General features: G+C 63.5%; 18 protein-coding genes. 7 read left to right on the top strand and 11 right to left on the bottom strand.

Going from position 1 to position 18,038, the window contains the following annotated elements; translation table 11 throughout:
• Positions 1-125: 125 nt before the first annotated feature.
• The 6 genes from MB818_RS13530 to MB818_RS13505 form a co-directional block, all read right to left on the bottom strand.
• The gene (locus MB818_RS13530) at positions 126-779 is read right to left on the bottom strand and encodes a DUF2848 domain-containing protein (protein WP_234137556.1); all 654 of its coding nucleotides are present in this window, start codon (positions 777-779) and stop codon (positions 126-128) included.
• Between the two features lie 6 nt (positions 780-785).
• A complete protein-coding gene (locus MB818_RS13525; protein ID WP_234137557.1) occupies positions 786-2,072 on the bottom strand; it encodes a TRAP transporter large permease in 1,287 nt (428 codons plus the stop codon).
• A complete protein-coding gene (locus tag MB818_RS13520) occupies positions 2,069-2,617 on the bottom strand; it encodes a TRAP transporter small permease subunit (protein WP_234137558.1) in 549 nt (182 codons plus the stop codon). The genes MB818_RS13525 and MB818_RS13520 overlap by 4 nt, the downstream gene beginning before the upstream one ends.
• A 23-nt stretch (positions 2,618-2,640) precedes the next feature.
• Entirely contained in the window at positions 2,641-3,675 is a 1,035-nt protein-coding gene (locus MB818_RS13515; RefSeq protein WP_234137559.1) for a TRAP transporter substrate-binding protein, read from the bottom strand.
• A gap of 21 nt (positions 3,676-3,696) precedes the next feature.
• Entirely contained in the window at positions 3,697-4,524 is an 828-nt protein-coding gene (locus MB818_RS13510; protein ID WP_234217073.1) for a putative hydro-lyase, read from the bottom strand.
• A gap of 79 nt (positions 4,525-4,603) precedes the next feature.
• Positions 4,604-5,503 (bottom strand): LysR family transcriptional regulator, encoded by a 900-nt coding sequence (locus tag MB818_RS13505; protein WP_234167104.1) that lies wholly within the window; start codon positions 5,501-5,503, stop codon positions 4,604-4,606.
• Between the two features lie 275 nt (positions 5,504-5,778).
• Between MB818_RS13505 and MB818_RS13500 the strand changes: the two genes are divergently transcribed.
• The gene (locus MB818_RS13500; RefSeq protein ID WP_234137562.1) at positions 5,779-5,970 is read left to right on the top strand and encodes a hypothetical protein; all 192 of its coding nucleotides are present in this window, start codon (positions 5,779-5,781) and stop codon (positions 5,968-5,970) included.
• 815 nt (positions 5,971-6,785) lie between these two features.
• On the opposite strand, the gene MB818_RS13495 is transcribed toward MB818_RS13500, so the two are convergent.
• The 3 genes from MB818_RS13495 to MB818_RS13485 all read right to left on the bottom strand — a co-directional run bounded on the left by MB818_RS13495 (position 6,786) and on the right by MB818_RS13485 (position 10,191).
• Positions 6,786-8,447, bottom strand: coding sequence for an FAD-binding dehydrogenase (locus tag MB818_RS13495; RefSeq protein WP_238905413.1), 1,662 nt, complete (start codon positions 8,445-8,447; stop codon positions 6,786-6,788).
• A 68-nt stretch (positions 8,448-8,515) separates the two neighbouring features.
• Positions 8,516-9,250 carry a glutamine amidotransferase gene (locus MB818_RS13490; protein WP_234167101.1) on the bottom strand — a complete coding sequence of 245 codons (735 nt, stop codon included), beginning with the start codon at positions 9,248-9,250 and terminating at the stop codon, positions 8,516-8,518.
• Between the two features lie 200 nt (positions 9,251-9,450).
• Positions 9,451-10,191, bottom strand: a complete 741-nt coding sequence (locus tag MB818_RS13485) for a YebC/PmpR family DNA-binding transcriptional regulator (protein WP_238905412.1) — start codon at positions 10,189-10,191, stop codon at positions 9,451-9,453.
• Positions 10,192-10,296: 105 nt separating this feature from the next.
• Between MB818_RS13485 and MB818_RS13480 the strand changes: the two genes are divergently transcribed.
• Positions 10,297-12,072: an SLC13 family permease gene (locus MB818_RS13480; protein ID WP_234217071.1), complete on the top strand. Its 1,776-nt coding sequence runs from the start codon at positions 10,297-10,299 to the stop codon at positions 12,070-12,072.
• Positions 12,073-12,142: 70 nt separating this feature from the next.
• Here the strand turns inward: MB818_RS13480 and MB818_RS13475 are convergent, their stop codons facing one another.
• Both MB818_RS13475 and MB818_RS13470 read right to left on the bottom strand, forming a co-directional pair.
• Positions 12,143-12,835, bottom strand: a complete 693-nt coding sequence (locus MB818_RS13475; protein ID WP_238905409.1) for a nitroreductase family protein — start codon at positions 12,833-12,835, stop codon at positions 12,143-12,145.
• Positions 12,836-12,872: 37 nt separating this feature from the next.
• Positions 12,873-13,757, bottom strand: a complete 885-nt coding sequence (locus MB818_RS13470; protein WP_238905407.1) for an ArgP/LysG family DNA-binding transcriptional regulator — start codon at positions 13,755-13,757, stop codon at positions 12,873-12,875.
• 91 nt (positions 13,758-13,848) lie between these two features.
• Here MB818_RS13470 and MB818_RS13465 point away from each other — a divergent pair, with 91 nt between their 5' ends.
• From MB818_RS13465 to betC, 5 genes are all read left to right on the top strand, one after another.
• Positions 13,849-14,460 carry a LysE/ArgO family amino acid transporter gene (locus MB818_RS13465; protein WP_234137569.1) on the top strand — a complete coding sequence of 204 codons (612 nt, stop codon included), beginning with the start codon at positions 13,849-13,851 and terminating at the stop codon, positions 14,458-14,460.
• Positions 14,461-14,528: 68 nt separating this feature from the next.
• Complete coding sequence (locus MB818_RS13460) at positions 14,529-15,440, top strand: DMT family transporter (protein ID WP_234137570.1); 912 nt, start codon at positions 14,529-14,531, stop codon at positions 15,438-15,440.
• 35 nt (positions 15,441-15,475) lie between these two features.
• Positions 15,476-15,889, top strand: a complete 414-nt coding sequence (locus tag MB818_RS13455) for a DUF1036 domain-containing protein (protein ID WP_238905405.1) — start codon at positions 15,476-15,478, stop codon at positions 15,887-15,889.
• A gap of 59 nt (positions 15,890-15,948) precedes the next feature.
• Positions 15,949-16,521: a choline-binding transcriptional repressor BetI gene (betI, locus tag MB818_RS13450; protein ID WP_234143250.1), complete on the top strand. Its 573-nt coding sequence runs from the start codon at positions 15,949-15,951 to the stop codon at positions 16,519-16,521.
• The gene (betC, locus tag MB818_RS13445) at positions 16,518-18,026 is read left to right on the top strand and encodes a choline-sulfatase (protein ID WP_238905403.1); all 1,509 of its coding nucleotides are present in this window, start codon (positions 16,518-16,520) and stop codon (positions 18,024-18,026) included. Before betI ends, betC begins: the two co-directional genes overlap by 4 nt.
• Positions 18,027-18,038 lie beyond the last annotated feature (12 nt).

Genomic DNA, 18,038 nt, shown 5'->3' with positions numbered 1-18,038 from the left:
GGGAGAACCCCCGATCAGGCCTACTTCAACAAGCCAATACCTGATGCGGCAGCGGCGTAACCCAGGCGGAAAAACACCTACAGAACGCCCGAAACCTGTTCAAACAAACCGAACCACCTCTGTTATCAGGCCACCACTGGCAGGGCAGAGGCCCGGTATTCCAGATACAGGCTGCGTTCGAGAACCGGGTCGCGCAGTTGCATGCGATAGTCCGAAGCGGGTCGCACCCCGCCAATGGCGCCAAGCGTGCCGCAGAGCATGGCGCCGCCAGTGTCGAGCCCCGATTGCGCGACCAGATCGCCAAGCGGGCGGATCATGGCCAGCGTCCCCTCCTGATAGAGCGTCCACTCACCGTTTTCACGGATTTCACAACTCAGGATCAGCCGATCCAGATGAGGCGCGACCGTGTCGAACCGCCAGAGCATCGGCGAGACCGGCTTCGGGCAGGCCTGTTTCGAGGCTGCCACCGAGACGGTTTCAAGCTGGCGGTCCGTGTGGTCCGATCCAAGCCCGAGCCAGAGCGTGCCATCGAGATTGACCAGCAACGGCTCGACCTCGCCCGAGGTGTCGGGCCCCAGTACCTCGATCCTGGGGGCCTGCACCAGCAGCGACTGAGACACCCGGTAGAAAAGAGGCACCTGCGATGGCGGCGCGACACCGAGCGCCGCCAGCTCTTCGATATGATGCCGGACCGCGCCGATGTCGCGTCCGGTCCATCCGGCGACGACGAGATGCTCGATCCTTGCCTCGATCTCGCGTCCTTCCGCAACAAACCGCATCAGGCTTTACCCCCCAAGCACAGATGGCAGGAACAGCGCGATTGCGGGAAAGGCAATCAGCAGCGCCACCATGATCAGCATGGCGATCACGTAGGGGATCGTCCCCAGCATGACCTCGCTCATTTTGCCCGACTTCCGGGCCCCCTGAACCACATAGAGGTTCAGGCCGACCGGCGGTGTGATCAGCGCCATCTCGATCAGCACGATCATCAGGATGCCGAACCAGATCGGGTCGTACCCTTGCGCCACCACGAGCGGTACGATGATCGGGATCGTCACCACCATCAGCGACAGTGTCTCGATGAAGAAGCCCAGCACGATATAGATCAGCACCACCACCAGGATCGTGCCCAGGGGCGACAGGCCCAGCCCGTCGAGGAAGGTCTCCAGCTCGCGCCCGAGCCCGGCCGAGGCCAGTGTGAAATTGAGGAACGAGGCGCCAATGACGACCAGCATGATCATCGAGGTTATCTTGACGGTGCCAAGGATGGCTTCGACGAAGATCGCCCTGGACACGTTTCCGAAGAACGCGGCGATTGTCACCGCACCGGCAACGCCAACCGCGGCGGCCTCTGTCGGGGTTGCCCAGCCCTTGTAGATGGTTCCGATGATGATGGTGAACAGCAGCACGATGGGCAGCAGTTGCAGCAGGGCCCGCAGCATATCCCCCAGCGGAAACACCCGGCGGGTGCCGCCCAGCGAGGGGCGGATCAGGCAGATGATCACGGTGATCGCCATGAAACCCAGCGCCAGCGCCAGACCGGGAACGAGGCCCGCCAGGAACAGGCGCGGTATCGAGGTCTGGGTCAGGAACCCGTAGACGATCAGGTTGATCGAGGGCGGGATCATGATCCCGAGCGTGCCGCCGGCCGCAATTGCGCCCGAAAAGAGCTTGGGGTCATAGCCCAGTTTCTCGGCCTGGGGCATCGCGACCGTGGCGACCGTGGCGGCGGTGGCAACCGACGACCCGGAGGTGGCCGAGAACATCGTGGCGGTGGCGACATTGGCGTGCACCAATCCGCCGGGCAGCCAGCTGACCCAGCGGTCGAGCGCGGCATAGGTGCGTGTTGCGATCCCCGACCGGACCAGGATTTCGCCCAGCAGCACGAAGAAGGGGATCGCGATCAGGGTCGCGTTGTTCGAGGTCGACCAGACCAGGTTGCCCAAGCCGCGGATCAGGGGAAACGGGCTAAAGAACGCATCGACCCCGAAACCGAGAAGAAAGAGCACGATGCCGACCGGGATCGACAGGGCGAGCAGGCCTAGCAGGCCGATTGTCACATAGCCGATCATTTCAACGCCGCCTCCTCGCCGAAACAGCCGATGGCTGCCTCCGAGGCTTCGAACCTGCCTTTCAGCACGAGCAGCAGAGCCGCCGCAAGCGTCGCCCAGGCAACGATGGCAAACCAGACCCAGCCGGCGAACCATGGCACCTGCACCAGTGCCAGCGGGGTTTCCAGCGGCGTGTTCGCACGCGAGGAATTGGCCAGGGACCGGGCAAGCACCGGCCAGCATTTGACCGCGATCAGGGTGACGGTGCCCGCCATCATGATCATCGCGAACAGGTCGAACAGCGACCGGCCGATCTGTCCCGTACGCCCGCGCAGAAGGTCGATGCGGACGTGACCAAGTTCGAGAAGCGTGAAGGCCATTCCCCAAGAGGTGGCAATGGCCATCACATAGCCCGAGATTTCATCGGTGCCGCCGAAGGAGGAGCCCAGGCGCCTGAGCAGGACGTCGAGAAGGACGACACCGGCACAGGCCATCAGGACACATCCGGTCAAGATCGCTATACGGCGATTCCAGCTGCGCAGTTTCTCCAGCACGATCTCTTCCATCTGCTCCTCCCTGGCGGTGCCGATCAGTTCCCGATGGTCACACCGACGGTCGCGCCAACCGACGCGTTCCAGCGTTCGGCCCAGTCGCCACCGGCGCGCCCGGCCCAGTCAGGCAGAACCTCTCCCACCAACACTTCGCGGGCGCGGGCGAAATCGGCATCCGAGACCTCGACCAGTTTCATGCCGCGCGCGTCGCCGGCGGGGCAGTCGCCATTGCCGGTCAGGCAGGCGATGTCATTGACCAGCGCACCCTGCGCGCTGGCCCAGGCCGGGGCCTCGAAATCCGACGCGACCTTGGACGCGATCAGCGCCTGGGTGTCGGCGTCGAGGCTGTTCCACTTGTCCAGGTTCATCGCGGTCACGACGCTGTCCCAGCCACCCAGCGGGATCGGCAGCAGATGGGTCGAGACCTCCCACCAGCCCGCCGAATAGCCCGAGCCGGCGCCGGTCACGGCGCAGTCCACGGTGCCCTTCTGCAATGCACCGGGTACTTCGCCAAAGCTGACATTGACGCCCTCGGCGCCCAGCGCTTCGAGGAACTTGGCGGTCATCCGGCCCGAGGCACGGACCTTGAGCCCCTTCAGATCGTCCAGCCCGGCGATCTCGGCATTGCAGAACACCACTTGCGGCGGATAGGGGGCGATGGCCAGAACATGCGAATTGAACCGGTCGTGGAAAATGTCGGTCACCATCGGCCGGGCCGCATCGACCATGGCGCGGGCCTCGTCCGCGGTCAGCGCCAGCAATGGCACATCCAGCCCTTCGAGCTCGGGCGCATCGGCAACGGCATAGTCGGCCACCGTCATCGCCACGTCATAGACGCCGTCACCCAGCAGGCGGAAAACGTCGCCGACGCCAAGATTCATCTGGTTGTGGGTGGTCAGATTGACATTGATCTTGCCGCCCGAGGCGGCGGGCAGGGCCTCGCCCCAGAACGGGGCTTCGTATTGCTTGTGCAGCGGCAGGCTGGACCAGCTGCCGACGACGGAAAGATCCTCGGCCATGGCGGGCACGGCCAGCGCCGTCGTGGCGGCCAGAATGGTGGTGATACGCTTCATCTTCGTTCTCCTCGTTGGACGTTATGTCTTGTCATTGGTGACTGAAAGGACCGGGGCTTCGGCGTCCTCGGCCACGTCGGTGATCAGCATGTGTCCCGGCTTGTGGGTAATGCAGAGCGGCAGTCTGGCGGCCTCGATCGCGACCTGCGGGGTCACGCCGCAGGCCCAGAATACCGGCACCTCGCCGGGGCCGATGGGCGAAGGGTCGCCCCAGTCCGGGGCGGACAGGTCGGCGATGCCGAGACCAGCCGGGTCGCCCCAATAGACCGGTGCGCCATGGGCCAGCGGAAAGCGGCGCGAAATCTCAATGGCTTCGCTGACGCGGCTTTCGGGGATGGCGCGCATCGACACTACCATCTTGCCGGAAAAGGGACCTGCCGGCACCGTGTCGACATTCGAGCGAAACATCGGCACCGTCTTGTCGTTGTCGATATGCCAGACAGGTATCCCGGCCCGCATCAACGCATGTTCGAAGGTGAACGAACACCCCAGAGCAAACACCACCAGATCGTCCCGCCAGATGTCGGATATGTCGTTGGCAGAGCCTGCAAGCTTTCCGTCGCGGTAGATGTTATAGGCCGGAACGTCGGTTCGAATGTCGATGTCGCGGCCCAGGGTGAACATCATCGGGTTGCCGGTGTCGGAAACTCCGGTCAACGGGCAGGGCTTGGGGTTGCGTTGACAGAACCGCATGAAGTCAAGCGCATAGGCCTCAGGCATGATTGCCAGGTTGGCTTGCAAGTGGCCCTTGCCCAGCCCCGCCGTGTGGGACCGGTAAGCGCCGGACCGGATCGCGGCGCGCTGTTCGTCCAATGTGCTGTTTTTCAGCTTCTGGTATGTTTCGCTCACGCGGGCCCCTCCTTCGAGATGAAGCGAGGGTCGCCGGTTAGCTCTATAAACTCAAATCGAAACTTTTTCTCGATATCGATTAAGAATTTCTATCACGCTGGTATTCGGTGGCAACTTCCAGCGCCAGTTTTGCCGCCGTTTCAATCAGATGACTTCTGGGTTCGCCCAGATACGAGGCGGTAAACCGCAGCGGCGACGGCACCCAGCCTGGATCGAATTCCCGGATGCGCCCGGTGTCGACGAATTCCTGACCCAGGGCGCGCGGCAGGACGGCAACGCCCAGATCGGCCTCGACCAGCCGGAAACAGGCGGATAGCGAAGAAGAGGGGAACATCGACACATCCGGGCCAACCCGTTCGAACAGCATCTCCTTGAGTTCGCGATAGGGCCGGGTATTGCGGGCATAGGTCAGGACGGGGCGGGACAGGTACTTGTCTTCGGTCAGGCCGGGTTCGGTATTGGCCGCCGCATACCAGGCCAGATCAAAGCCGGGAAGTTCGATATTGTTGACGAAATACTCGGACACAGGGCCGAGGAGGATGGCCAGATCGATCTCGCGATTGAGAAGCCCGGCCCGCAGGTTCAGCGAGATATCCACGTTGAATTCGATATCCAGCCTAGGGTAAAGCCCGTGCAGCCTTGAAATCAGTTCGGGTAGCCAGCACTGGGCGATGGTTTCGGACACGCCCAACCGCAAACGGCCATCGATCCCTTGCGGGTCGACCACATCGCGTTCCACCAGTTCGGTGAGATGTTCGAACTTCTCTGCATGGGCCAGAAGCAGCTCGCCGCGCTTGGTCAGCCGCATCCCCCCCGAGCGCCGTTCGAACAGTTCACAGGCAAGTGAATCCTCAAGGTTCTTGATCCGCGCGGTGACGGCGGGCTGGGTCAGGTTGAGCCCTGACGCCGCCCGGCGGACCCCGCCCAGACGCACGACCGCCAGAAATGTCCTGAGTTGCTCGATATTGATTCTGGTCATGATCCATTGGTCGCATGACATCCCCCGGCTTGGACAGACCAAACCATAGGCGCGCGTTAACAGTTGTATCCGTTTCGGTTATTCTCTGGCAGAACCTAATGAAAAGTGAGGTATGCTATGCGGTTGATAGGAGGTTCCATCGGACTTGGATGATGGCAACGAGAGCCATGACTATTGGGCCGGTAAATGGGCTGTTCTTACCGAAATAACTGGTGTTTTCGGTGGTTCGTTCGGACTGTTTCTAGCTCTGTGTTTGCTGGTGCCAGGAGCAATGGTTGCGTCTGTTATTTGTCGGTTGGGTCGAGCGACCTGAAGCGACCTTGCTAGGTGCTGGTTTGGTTTTTGTAATTTGCCTCACCATAAGCCTGCACTCGTTGGCTTGGTATTTTGGGGCGAAACGGCGGGAGCATTTGGCTTTCGAGGCGATGCAACAACTGGGAGCGGCAGAACTGGCTAGCGAAGAATGAGCTTGCCGAGTACGACTTCGTTCACACTCGACACCAACTTCTTGATCGAGGTTGAAGAGGGGCGTGCTGAAGCGGCGAATGTCAAAGGGCTGCTCCAAGAGCATACCGCTGGTCGAGCCGACTTGGCATTGGTTGCTTCATGCGCCTCAGAGCGTCAGCTTGAAGGTGGGTTTCTTGATGATTTGGCTGTCTTCAGCGAACGCTGCAGACGGCTTGGCTTCGGGGGGGCTTGACCTCCTTAAGCCGATCATGCGGTGGGGGGTAGGCTTTTGGTGCCACCGTTTTTTTCATGGCCCGAAGGAAATGCGCGCGAGGAGGAAATCTACCTCGCTATGTTCCCAGCATCACCATACGAGTGGGCAGACTACGCGAGAGATCGGGGAGTTGGTGCATCTGACATCGCTTCTTCGGCATTCTTACGGTGGAGAAACCAAATCCTTGATGCGCAAGCGTATTGGGCGCACGAGAACGTCGGTCGGGAGCTGTTTGTAACGAGCGATGGGCGCTTCAAGAAACTGCAAGAGTTAACGAGCTTCCCAGACGCTTCGATAAAGACGCCTGAAGAAGCAGTGGCCATCTTATAGCGGGACTGGCTTGCTCTCGTTCGAAGGATGTGGGACACAAATAGCGCACGTTTCGGGACGCATGCGCGGCAGGCCGTTCTGATTATCCCTTGAAAAGCAGTGCTTTATGGGTCATTTAGGTTTGCTGAATAGCCCGTGTGGGGGCACCATTCCCGCCAAGCCTATCAGCGTTTTGCTCGGGCTGAATGGCCTGGGCCAGAGCGCTTCGAAGATCGGATCAGGGCCTGATCATCAGGCAATTGCCCGCGAGCGTCCGGCATTGCGGCCCGAGAAGATGCAACCGCCCAGGAAGGTACCCTCCAGCGCGTTGTAGCCGTGATAGCCGCCGCCGCCGAACCCCGCCACCTCTCCGGCGGCAAAGAGGCCCGGCACCACCTGACCATCGGCGCCCAGCATCTGGCCATCGAGATTGGTATGCAGCCCGCCCAGCGTCTTGCGGGTCAGCACATGCAGGCGCACCGCGATCAGCGGGCCGTTGACGGGGTCAAGAAACTTGTGCGGCTTGGCGGTGCGGATCAGGCGGTCGCCGCGATAATTGCGCGCGGCATGGATTGCCATGATCTGCGCATCCTTGGTGAATGGGTTATCCATCTGCGCATCGCGCGCCTCGATCTGGGCGCGCAGATGGGTCTCGTCGATCGGCACCTCGCCCAGCTGGTTCATGCCACGCACCAGCTCGCTCAGGCTGTGGGCGACAACAAAATCCTCGCCATGCTGTTTGAATGCCTCTACCGGGGCGGTGGCGGACTTACCCGACAGGATGCGCTGGCGGATCACCTCGGACCATTTGGCCGAGGTGAAATCGGGGTTCTGTTCCGAGCCCGAGAGCGCGAACTCCTTCTTGATCACCTTCTGTGTCAACACGAACCAGCTGTAGTCGTATCCGGTCTTCAGGATCTCGCGCAGCGTGGTCAGGGTGTCGAACCCCGGCAGGCAGGGCGGCGCCAGCCGGTTTCCGCGCGCGTCGAACCACATCGACGAGGGGCCGGGCAGGATGCGGATGCCATGGTCGGGCCAGATCGGATCCCAGTTGCGCACGCCTTCGGTGTAATGCCACATACGGTCGCCGTTGATGACATGGCCGCCCGCGCGTTCCGAAATCGCGATCATCCGGCCATCGACATGGAACGGCACGCCCGCCACCATGTCGCGCGGAGGCTCGCCCAGCCGGTCGCGCGGCCAGGCCTTGCGCACCAGGTCGAAGTTGCCGCCGATCCCGCCCGAGGTGACCAGGATCGAGGGGGCATAGACCTCGAACTCACCGATCTCGTCGCGATTGGTCTTTTGCCCGCGCTGGGCGGTGTCCGGGGCCAGTACCTCGCCCGACACCCCGGTCGCGGTACCGTTTTGCATGATGATATGGCTGACCTGATGGCGAAACCGCAACTCGATCCGGCCCGCCTTCACGTGGTCCTGCACCCGGCGCAGAAAGTGCTCCAGCACGCCCGGACCGGTGCCCCAGGTGATGTGAAAGCGCGGCACCGAGTTGCCGTGGCCGTCGGCATAGGAGCCGCCCCGCTCGGCCCAACCGACCACCGGAAACCAGCGCAAGCCCATGGCATGCAGCCAGGGTCGCATCTCGCCAGCGGCGAATTCCACATAGGCCTCGGCCCATTTGCGCGGCCAGGCGTCTTCCGGGCGGTCGAACTGGGCGCTGCCCAGCCAGTCGCGCAGGGCCAGATCGGCGCTGTCGCGGATGCCCATGCGGCGCTGTTCGGGGGTATCGACCATGAACAGCCCGCCCAGCGACCAGAAGGCCTGACCGCCCAGGAAGCTCTCGGGTTCCTGATCGAGCAGGATCACCCGCTTGCCCCGGTCGCCCAGTTCGGCGGCGGCAACCAGCCCGGCCAGCCCGCTGCCCACGATGATCGCATCGGCGGTATTCGCGCCCATATCCATCCTCCCCTGTCCTGGCCTCAGCCTAGGACGGCAGCAGGCCAGCAGGCAACGGCGCCGTTGGGTCAGCCGTAGCGCTGGGCGAAACGGCGCAGGATCTCGCCCGGCGCCGTGACCTCGGCGGCATGGCACATGTCGATCAGTCGCGCGGCATCCTCGGGCGGGAAATAGCCGTGATCCTTGTAAATCCGGATGCGCTGTTCGAAATCATGCGCATCCGCTTCCGGGTGGAACTGGGTGGCATAGACATTCTCGCCCCAGCGGATCATCTGATAGGGGCAAGGGGCCGAGGCGACCAGATGGGTACAGCCCGGCGGCAGCGCCTGCACCGCCTCCTTGTGGCCGACATAGGCGTCAAAGACAGGCGGCAGGCCAGCGGTCAGCGGATCGCTCGCGCCGCTTTCGGTCAGGGTACAGGTCGAGGGACCGACCGGCTCGCCATAACGCGCCTTGCTGACCGCTCCGCCCAGATGCGCCGCCAGCACGCCCAGCCCATAGCAACACCCCATGAAGGGATGATCGGCACCGGTGATCTGCGGCATCAGCCCCAGGATCGCCGCCTCGATCCGCGCTTCGGTCGCGGGCTTGGTGGCGGGGTCGTCGCTGACACAGCCGGGTCCACCGCCGACGATGACGCCCGCGTAATCGGTCACATCCAGCCCCTCGGGCAGGTCCTCGCAATCCAGCCGGATGCGGTGCACCCGCTCCGGCCCGATCCCGCATTTGTCGAGGATCGAGGCGAACTCGGCATCGGCCGCGTCGGTTTCAGGGCGCAGTTGCAGGATCAGAAAGCGTTTCATGGCGCTTCGTCTAACGCGCAGTGCCCTGCCGGGCAAGCGCGCATGGCCAGCAGGGGGGCAAGCGAGGCTCTGCCTCGCGCTCCGGAGTATTTAGGGCGAAATGAAGAGAGCAGGCCCTGCTGCTTCTTTCTGGTCGGAAATACTCCGGGGGAGTCGCCCGGAACGGGCGGCGGGGGCAGCGCCCCCTGCCTTGGGCGGGTTCAAAGCGCCGCCATCACCTCGTCGGAGGCTTCGAAATTGGTGGTCACTCGCTGAACGTCGTCGTCATCTTCCAGTGCGTCGACCAGCTTCATCAGCTTTTGCATCGCTTCGAGGTCCAGCTCGGTCGTGGTCGAGGGTTTCCAGACCAGCTTGGTCGAATCCGATTCGCCCAGCTCCGCTTCCAGCGCCGTCGATACGTCGTTCAGGTCGGTATCGGCGCAATAGATGATATGTCCCTCGTCCGAGCTTTCCACGTCCTCGGCGCCGGCCTCGATCGCGGCCATCATCACCGTGTCGGCATCGCCGACCTCGGCGGGATAGATGACCTCGCCCTTGCGCTCGAACATGAAGCCCACCGATCCGGTCTCGCCCAGGTTGCCGCCGTGCTTGGTGAAGGTCGAGCGCACGTTCGACGCGGTGCGGTTGCGGTTGTCGGTCATCGCCTCGACAATCACCGCCACGCCATTGGGGCCATAGCCCTCATAGCGGATTTCCTCATAAGCATCGCCGTCGCCGCCGATCGCCTTCTTGATGGCGCGCTCGATATTGTCCTTGGGCATCGACTGCGACTTGGCTTCCTTGATCGCCAGGCGCAGGCGCGGGTTCTTGTCCGGGTCCGGGTCGCCCATCTTGGCCGCAACCGTGATCTCCTTGGAGAACTTCGAGAACAGCTTTGACCGCGCTGCGTCCTGCCGTCCCTTGCGGTGCTGAATGTTTGCCCATTTGGAATGGCCGGCCATGATGTCCTCGTCGCTGGTTGCTGGTTGGCGCCCATATAGACAAGGAGGAGGGGCGGGATCAAGGGAGCCGGTTGCAGGCCGCGCGGCGCCCTCTATGCTGGCGCCATGACGATTGACCAGATCCTGCTTTTCGCCCTTTTCGCCGCCGTCTTTGCCCTGCTGCTCTGGGGGCGGTTCCGCTACGATCTGGTGGCCTTCTCGGCGCTGATGCTGGGGGTGGTACTGGGGCTGGTTCCGGTCAAGGACGCGTTCTCTGGCTTTGGCCATCCCGCCACAATCGTGGTGGCGCTGGTGCTGGTGGTCTCCGCGGGGCTGGTGCGATCCGGCGCGGTGTTCCTGATCACCCGTACGCTGGTCGATGCCTCGCGTGGGCTTGGCGCGCATATCGCGCTGATGGGCGGGATTGGCGCGGTGCTCTCGGCCTTCATGAACAACGTGGCGGCGCTGGCGCTCTTGATGCCGGTCGATATCCAGACCGCGCGCAAGGCGGGGCGGGCGGCGGCGCTGACGCTGATGCCGCTGTCCTTTGCCACCATCCTGGGCGGCATGGTCACGCTGATCGGGACGCCGCCCAACATCATCATCGCCTCGATCCGGGCCGAGGCGCTGGGCGAGCCGTATCGCATGTTCGATTTCGCCCCTGTCGGCGGCGCGGCGGCGCTGGCGGGTCTGATCTTTGTGGCGCTGATCGGCTGGCGCCTGATCCCGACGCGCGGCGGAGGTGCCGCGGAGGCGGCCGAGGCGCTGGCCGAATATATCGCCGAACTGACGGTGCCAGAAGAGTCACCCCATATCGGCAAACGCCTGGCAGAACTGGATGCCGAGGCGGAAAAGGCCGACGTGGCGATCCTGGGCCTGATCCGCGACGGCAAGCGCCGCTATGGCCGCGCCGCCAACACCATCCTGGCCGCCGGCGATACGCTGGTGATCGAGGCTACGCCCGAAGCGCTGGACGAGTTTCGCGCCGCGCTCAGCCTCGATTTTTCGGACAAGGAGCGGCAGCAGGCACTGACGGCGGCGGGCGAGGGGCTGGACGTGATCGAGGTGGTGGTGACCGATGGCGCCCGTATCGCCGGGCGCACCGCGCAGGGGCTGGGCCTCAGCTGGCGTCAGAACACCGTGCTGATGGGCATCTCGCGTCAGGGCACAAGGATCACCCAGCACATTCGCCGGACCGAGGTGCAGCCGGGCGATATCCTTTTGCTGCTCTGCCCGCGCGACCGGGGGCCGGATGTGACCGAGTGGCTGGGCTGCCTGCCACTGGCCACGCGGGGTCTGAGCGTGACGGCCAATGACAAGACATGGCTGGCCATCGGCCTCTTTGGCGCGGCGGTGCTGGCGGCCTCGGTCGGGCTTCTCTACCTGCCGGTGGCGCTTGGGCTGGTGGTGGTGGCCTATGTGCTGACCGGTATCCTGCCGATTGCCGAGCTATACGATCATATCGAATGGCCGGTGGTGGTGCTTCTGGGGTCGATGATCCCGCTGGGCGCCGCGCTTGAGGCCTCGGGCGGCACCCAGCTGATCGCGGGCGGGCTGGTGACATTGACCCAGGGCTGGCCCGCCTGGGCCATCCTGACGGTGCTGATGGTGGTGACGATGACGCTGTCGGATGTGCTCAACAACACCGCGACGACAATTGTTGCCGCGCCCGTAGGCATCCAGATGGCCAATGCGCTGGGCGTCTCGCCCGACCCGTTCCTGATGGCGGTGGCGGTGGCGGCCTCGGCGGCATTCCTGACCCCCATCGGGCACAAGAACAACACGCTGATCCTCGGTCCGGGCGGCTATCATTTCGGCGATTACTGGCGGATGGGTCTGCCACTTGAGATATTGATCGTGGCCGTCACGATCCCGGCCATCCTGCTGTTCTGGCCGATGTGACCGGATCGGGAGCCGGGCGCGGAAAATTGCAAATTTTCCGACCCGTTTTCCGTGCCGGAAAACGGCGGCGCTATTCGGCGAAGGTGGCGATCTCACTCAGCGGCTTCTTGATCTTGGCCACCTCCGGCACGGTCGCGTTCGCCGCCGGATGCCCCACCGCGATGATCATCGTGGGTTTTTCCGAGGCGGGCCGCCCCAGCGCGTTGTTCAGAAACCGCATCGGGTTCGGCGTATGGGTCAGCTCGCAAAGCCCCGCGTGATGCAGCGCCGCCAGCAAGAAGCCGGTGGCGATATTCACGCTCTCGGGCACGTAATAGTTCTTGTACCGCGTGCCGTCGTCGAACTGGCCCCAGCGCTGGGCAAAGACCACGATCAGCCAGGGCGCGTCCGTCAGATGCTCTTTCACCGCATTGGTGCCGATCGGCTCCAGCGCCTTGATCCACTCATCTCCCGCACCGCCCGCATAGAACCGCCGCTCTTCCTCTTCGGCCTCCTGCCGGATCCGCGCCTTCAGCGCCGGGTTTGCCACCGCCACGAAATGCCAGGGCTGGTGATTGGCGCCCGAAGGCGCGGTGCCCGCCGTTCGAAGGCACGTCTCGATCACAGGGCGGGGTACGGGGCGGTTCGAGTAATTGCGTACCGTGTGGCGCCGACGCATGGTGTCGTGAAACGCCTCTGCCGCCGCCAGTATCTGGGCATCGGTCAATTCGGTCCGGTCGGGAAGTGGAACGGCACGATAGTTGAGTTGGGTGCGGGCAAACATGGTTTCTCCTTGTCCGGCACTTCCTTATCCGGTGCGCTCAACCGGGGATCAAGCCCAGGCTTGCGGCCTGTCGGACCGCGCGGGTCAATGGGGCAAGCGCAGGCGTCAATACCCGGCTCACCTGCCAGGACAGCGGAACATCCAGCGGCCGGTGAGGGATGAGCGGTACCAGGTCGCCGTGGGCGATATGCTTTCGGACCAGCGCGCGCGGGTTCATTCCCCATCCCATAGCCGCCAGCGCGGCATCGACGAATCCCTGCGAGGAGGGAAGGAAATGCGTAGGGGGCGCCAGTTGCATCCCGGTCTGCATCTCGATCCAGCGCTGTTGCAATTGGTCCTTGGCATTGAATGTCAGGCAAGGCGCGAGAGACAGCGCCTCGGGAGTGACCCCGCCCGCGAACCACTGTTTCATGAATCGGGGGCTGGCAGTCGCGATATAGCGCAGCGCCCCCAACGGATGAGCGTCGCAGCCCGGAATCGGTCTGCCATGGGCTGTGATCGCAGCGCTGACCTCGCCGCGCCGCAGCCATTCGGCGGAATGGTCCTGATCGTCGATAACCAGATCGAACAACACGCCCTTGACGCCAAACATCGCCTCCAGAAACCAGGTGGCAAGGCTATCCGCATTGACCGCGATCCTGACCCTTACCGGCCCGGAGCCTTGGTCAAGCGCAAGGTCGCGGCTGACTTGCGCCTCCAGCAAACCGACATCCTCGGCATGTCGCGCCAGTCGCAGACCGGCGGCTGTGCCCGTTGCGGGTGGACCGCGCTGGATCAGTGCCAGCCCCACTTTCTCCTCCAATGCGCGAATGCGCTGGGACACTGCCGATGGCGTCACCGACAGCGCCCCGGCTGCGGCCTCGAAACTGCCCAGCCGCAGGATGGCGGCCAGCGCGGCAAGCTGTTGCGGGTCGAACTGCATTAGAAATCCTAATCCAGGCTAACAATCTTTAACTGGATTAAACTTGCGCCGCTCTCTAGTCAAACCCGGCAACCTTACGGGAATCCGCCCCATGTCCTCTGCCATTGTCGCCGGCTTTGCCCTTGGTTTCGGCCTGATCCTTGCCATCGGGGCGCAGAACGCCTTTGTCCTGCGGCAGGGGCTGCGGCGTCAGCATGTCTTTGCTGTCTGCCTGACCTGTGCGCTGTCGGACGCGGTGCTGATCACCGCAGGCGTGGCCGGGTTCGGAGGGCTGGCCACGGCCATGCCCTGGTTCGAGCCGCTGATGCGCTATGGCGGGGCGGCCTTCCTAATCTGGTACGGCGCGCGCAGCCTGTTTGCGGCGCTGACCAAGACCGAAGCGCTGATGACCGGCGACGACGCCCGCAGCGGCGGCGGAGCCGCCCTGCGTCCGGTGCTGCTGACGGTGCTGGCCTTTACCTGGCTCAACCCGCATGTCTATCTGGATACTGTTGTGCTGATCGGCTCGATCTCGGCGCAATATGGCGACAGGCTCGGCTTTGGGCTCGGCGCTGTTCTGGCCAGCTTCACCTTCTTCTTCTCGCTTGGCTACGGGGCACGCCTGCTCGCGCCGGTCTTTGCCCGCCCCCGCGCCTGGCAGGTGCTCGACACGGTGATCGCCCTGACCATGTGGACCATCGCGGCCAAGCTGCTGCTGATGTGACCGGGCAATCGCGGGTCGTTCGCATGTGAAGGGTTGCCCCGGCGCCGGAATGGGTGTTCAACCCTGATATGCCTCTGCCCGAGACCCCAGACTCCCGCCCGCTGGCCGGCATCCTCTGGATGCTTGCGGCGGGCCTGTCATTTGTGGTGATGACCGCGCTGGTCAAGTCGATGGGGCAGGGCATGCACCCGATCCAGTCGGCCTTTCTGCGCTATCTGCTGGGCATCGTCTTTGTGCTGCCTGCGCTGCGCAGCCTGCTGGCGGCGCGGCTGACCCGGCGCCACTGGACCATGTTCGGCCTGCGCGGGGCCATCCATGCAGTGGGGGTGATGCTGTGGTTCTTTGCTATGACCCGCATCCCGCTGGCCGAGGTCACCGCGATGAACTATCTCACCCCGGTCTATGTCAGCCTCGGCGCCGCCCTGTTCCTGGGCGAGACGCTGGCGGCGCGACGGATCACCGCCATCTTCGTGGCGCTGATCGGCGCCGCGATCATCCTGCGCCCCGGCTTTCGCGAGATCTCGCCCGGTCATCTGGCGATGCTCGGGACCACGCTGACGCTGGGCGGCTCTTATCTGCTGGCCAAGGCGGCGGTCGAGGATCTCAGCCCCGCCGTGGTGGTGGCGCATCTGTCGATCTGGGTCACGGTGGCGATGATCCCCTTTGCGGTGGCGGTTTGGCAGACCCCCAGCTGGCAACAGCTGGGGGTTCTGTTCGCCATCGCCAGTTTCGCCACTGCCGGGCATTACTTCATGACACTGGCGCTCAAGGCGGCACCGGTGGCGGTGACCCAGCCGGTCACCTTCCTGCAACTGATCTGGGCCACCTTGCTGGGCGCGCTGGTCTTTGGCGAGGGGGTCGATATCTGGGTGGTTGCGGGCGGTACTTTGATCCTCGCCTCGGTCAGTTTCATCACCTGGCGCGAGGCGGTGCTGAAGCGGCGCCCGATCACCCCGCCCAGCATTGCACCGAAGCTGTGATCCGTTTGAACGGGCGCGCATCAAAGGGAAATCGCATGAGAGGCGCTGCGACCATAACCTGTCTTGTGTTCGCGCCCGGTGTGGTGCAGGCCGGGTTCCAGATCTGCAACGATACGCCGGTTACGCAATCTGTTGCGCTCGCCTTTCGTGGTCCCGGGGACTGGATCAGCCAGGGTTGGTATGTGTTCGCACCGGATCAATGCCAGACTGTGCTGGAGGGTGATCTGACCAATCGCTATTATTACGTGACTGCGCTGGCCGAGGGGTGGGCGTTTGACCACCATGACATCGCCTTTTGCGTCAAGCAGGGTGTCTTTGACATTGTCGGCGCCGAAAACTGTCGGGAACGCGACCTTGTCACCAACTTGTTTCGCGAGGTTGATACCGGGCCCACGGCGACCGGTTTCCGGTTAGACCTGTCACCTCTGGTTCGACCTGCCGATGATTGATTGACGCGTCAATAAATATTCCCTAGCGTTTTCAAAACCAATGGCGCTGGGGAGAGGGCATGCCGAAAATCGGAATGGAACCGATCAGGCGCGATGCGATCGTCAAGGCGACGATAGCAGAACTGGGCGTGCAGAAAAGCCTGGATGTCACCGTCAGCCAGATCGCCCGCCGGGCGGGCATGTCGAGCGCGCTGGCGCATCACTATTTCGGTGGCAAGGACCAGATCTTTCTGGCCGCCATGCGTCATATCCTGACCGAGTTCGGCGACGAAGCGCGGGCCGAGATGAAGGCCAGCACGCCAGCCGACCGGCCGCAAGCCATTGTGCGGGCCTGTTTCGCGCATTCCTGTTTCACCCCGGATGTGATCGCGGCATGGATGACCTTCTACGTGTTGTCGCAGACCAACGCTGACGCGCTGCGCCTGTGGCGCATCTATCAGGCGCGGCTGTATTCCAACCTGGTTCATGCCCTGCGCCCGGTAGTGCGCAATCCGGGCGAGGTGGCCAGTGATATCCGGGCGCTGATCGACGGGCTCTACATCCAGGCGGCGCTGGGCGCACCCGGAGAGCCCGATTTGGCCTGCGCCCATGCTTTGCGTGTTCTTGATACCCTGATCGAGGCTGGTAGATGACCCAACCCAATATCCTGATCCTGATGGTGGATCAGCTGAACGGTACCCTCTTTCCCGATGGTCCCGCCGACTGGCTGCATGCGCCCAACCTGAAACGGCTGGCGGCGCGCTCGACCCGGTTCGCCAATGCCTATACCGCCAGCCCGCTCTGCGCGCCGGGGCGGGCCAGTTTCATGTCCGGCCAGTTGCCGTCGCGCACCGGGGTCTATGACAACGCCGCCGAGTTCCGCAGCGATATCCCGACCTATGCCCATCACCTGCGCCGCGCGGGCTATTACACCTGCCTGTCGGGCAAGATGCATTTCGTCGGCCCCGACCAGCTGCACGGGTTCGAGGAGCGGCTGACCACCGATATCTACCCGGCGGATTTCGGCTGGACGCCCGATTATCGCAAGCCGGGCGAGCGCATCGACTGGTGGTATCACAATATGGGCTCGGTCACCGGCGCGGGCGTGGCCGAGATCACCAACCAGATGGAATATGACGACGAGGTCGCCTATCACGCCAAGGCCAAGCTTTACGATCTGGCGCGCGGCAAGGACGGCCGCCCCTGGTGCGTCACCGTCAGCTTCACCCATCCGCATGACCCCTATGTGGCGCGGCGCAAATACTGGGACCTCTACGAGAATTGCGAGCACCTGCTGCCAGAGGTTAGTGATCTGGGCTACGACAACCATGACCCGCACGCCAAACGCATTTTCGATGCCAATGACTGGCGCAATTTCGATATCACCGAAGACGACATCCGCAAGTCGCGCCGCGCCTATTTCGCCAATATCTCCTATCTGGACGACAAGGTGGGTGAGATCCTCGAGGTTCTGGAAACCACCCGGCAAGAGGCGATCATCCTCTTTGTTTCCGATCACGGCGACATGCTGGGTGAGCGCGGGCTGTGGTTCAAGATGAACTTCTACGAAGGCTCCGCCCGGGTACCGCTGATGGTAGCCGCGCCGGGGATGGCCCCGGGCCGCATCGACACGCCGGTCTCGACCATCGACGTGACGCCGACGCTGGGCGAACTGGCGGGTGTCGACATGGCCGAAATCGCGCCCTGGACTGATGGCACCAGCCTGGTGCCGCTGGCAAATGGCACCGAGCGCACCGCGCCGGTGCTGATGGAATACGCCGCCGAGGCATCCTATGCGCCGCTCGTTTCGATGCGCTATGGAAAGTGGAAGTACAACCGCTGCGCGCTCGACCCCGACCAGCTTTTCGATCTGGATGCCGACCCGCATGAGATGACCAACCTCGCCGACCACCCCGATCATCAGGGCACGGTACAGAGCCTGCGCGCCAAGTCGCAGGCCCGTTGGGATCTTGACCGTTTCGATGCCGAAGTGCGCGCCAGCCAGGCCCGCCGCTGGGTGGTTTACGAGGCGCTGCGTCAGGGCGGCTATTACCCCTGGGATTACCAGCCGCTGCAAAAAGCCTCGGAACGCTACATGCGCAACCACATGAACCTTGATAATCTGGAGGAAAGCCAGAGGTTCCCGAGGGGGGAATAGCTGTTTCCCCTG

The organism is Ruegeria alba, from assembly GCF_022321465.1.
GTDB lineage: Bacteria > Pseudomonadota > Alphaproteobacteria > Rhodobacterales > Rhodobacteraceae > Ruegeria_B > Ruegeria_B alba.
This window is presented reverse-complemented; position numbering and strand designations above follow the sequence as displayed.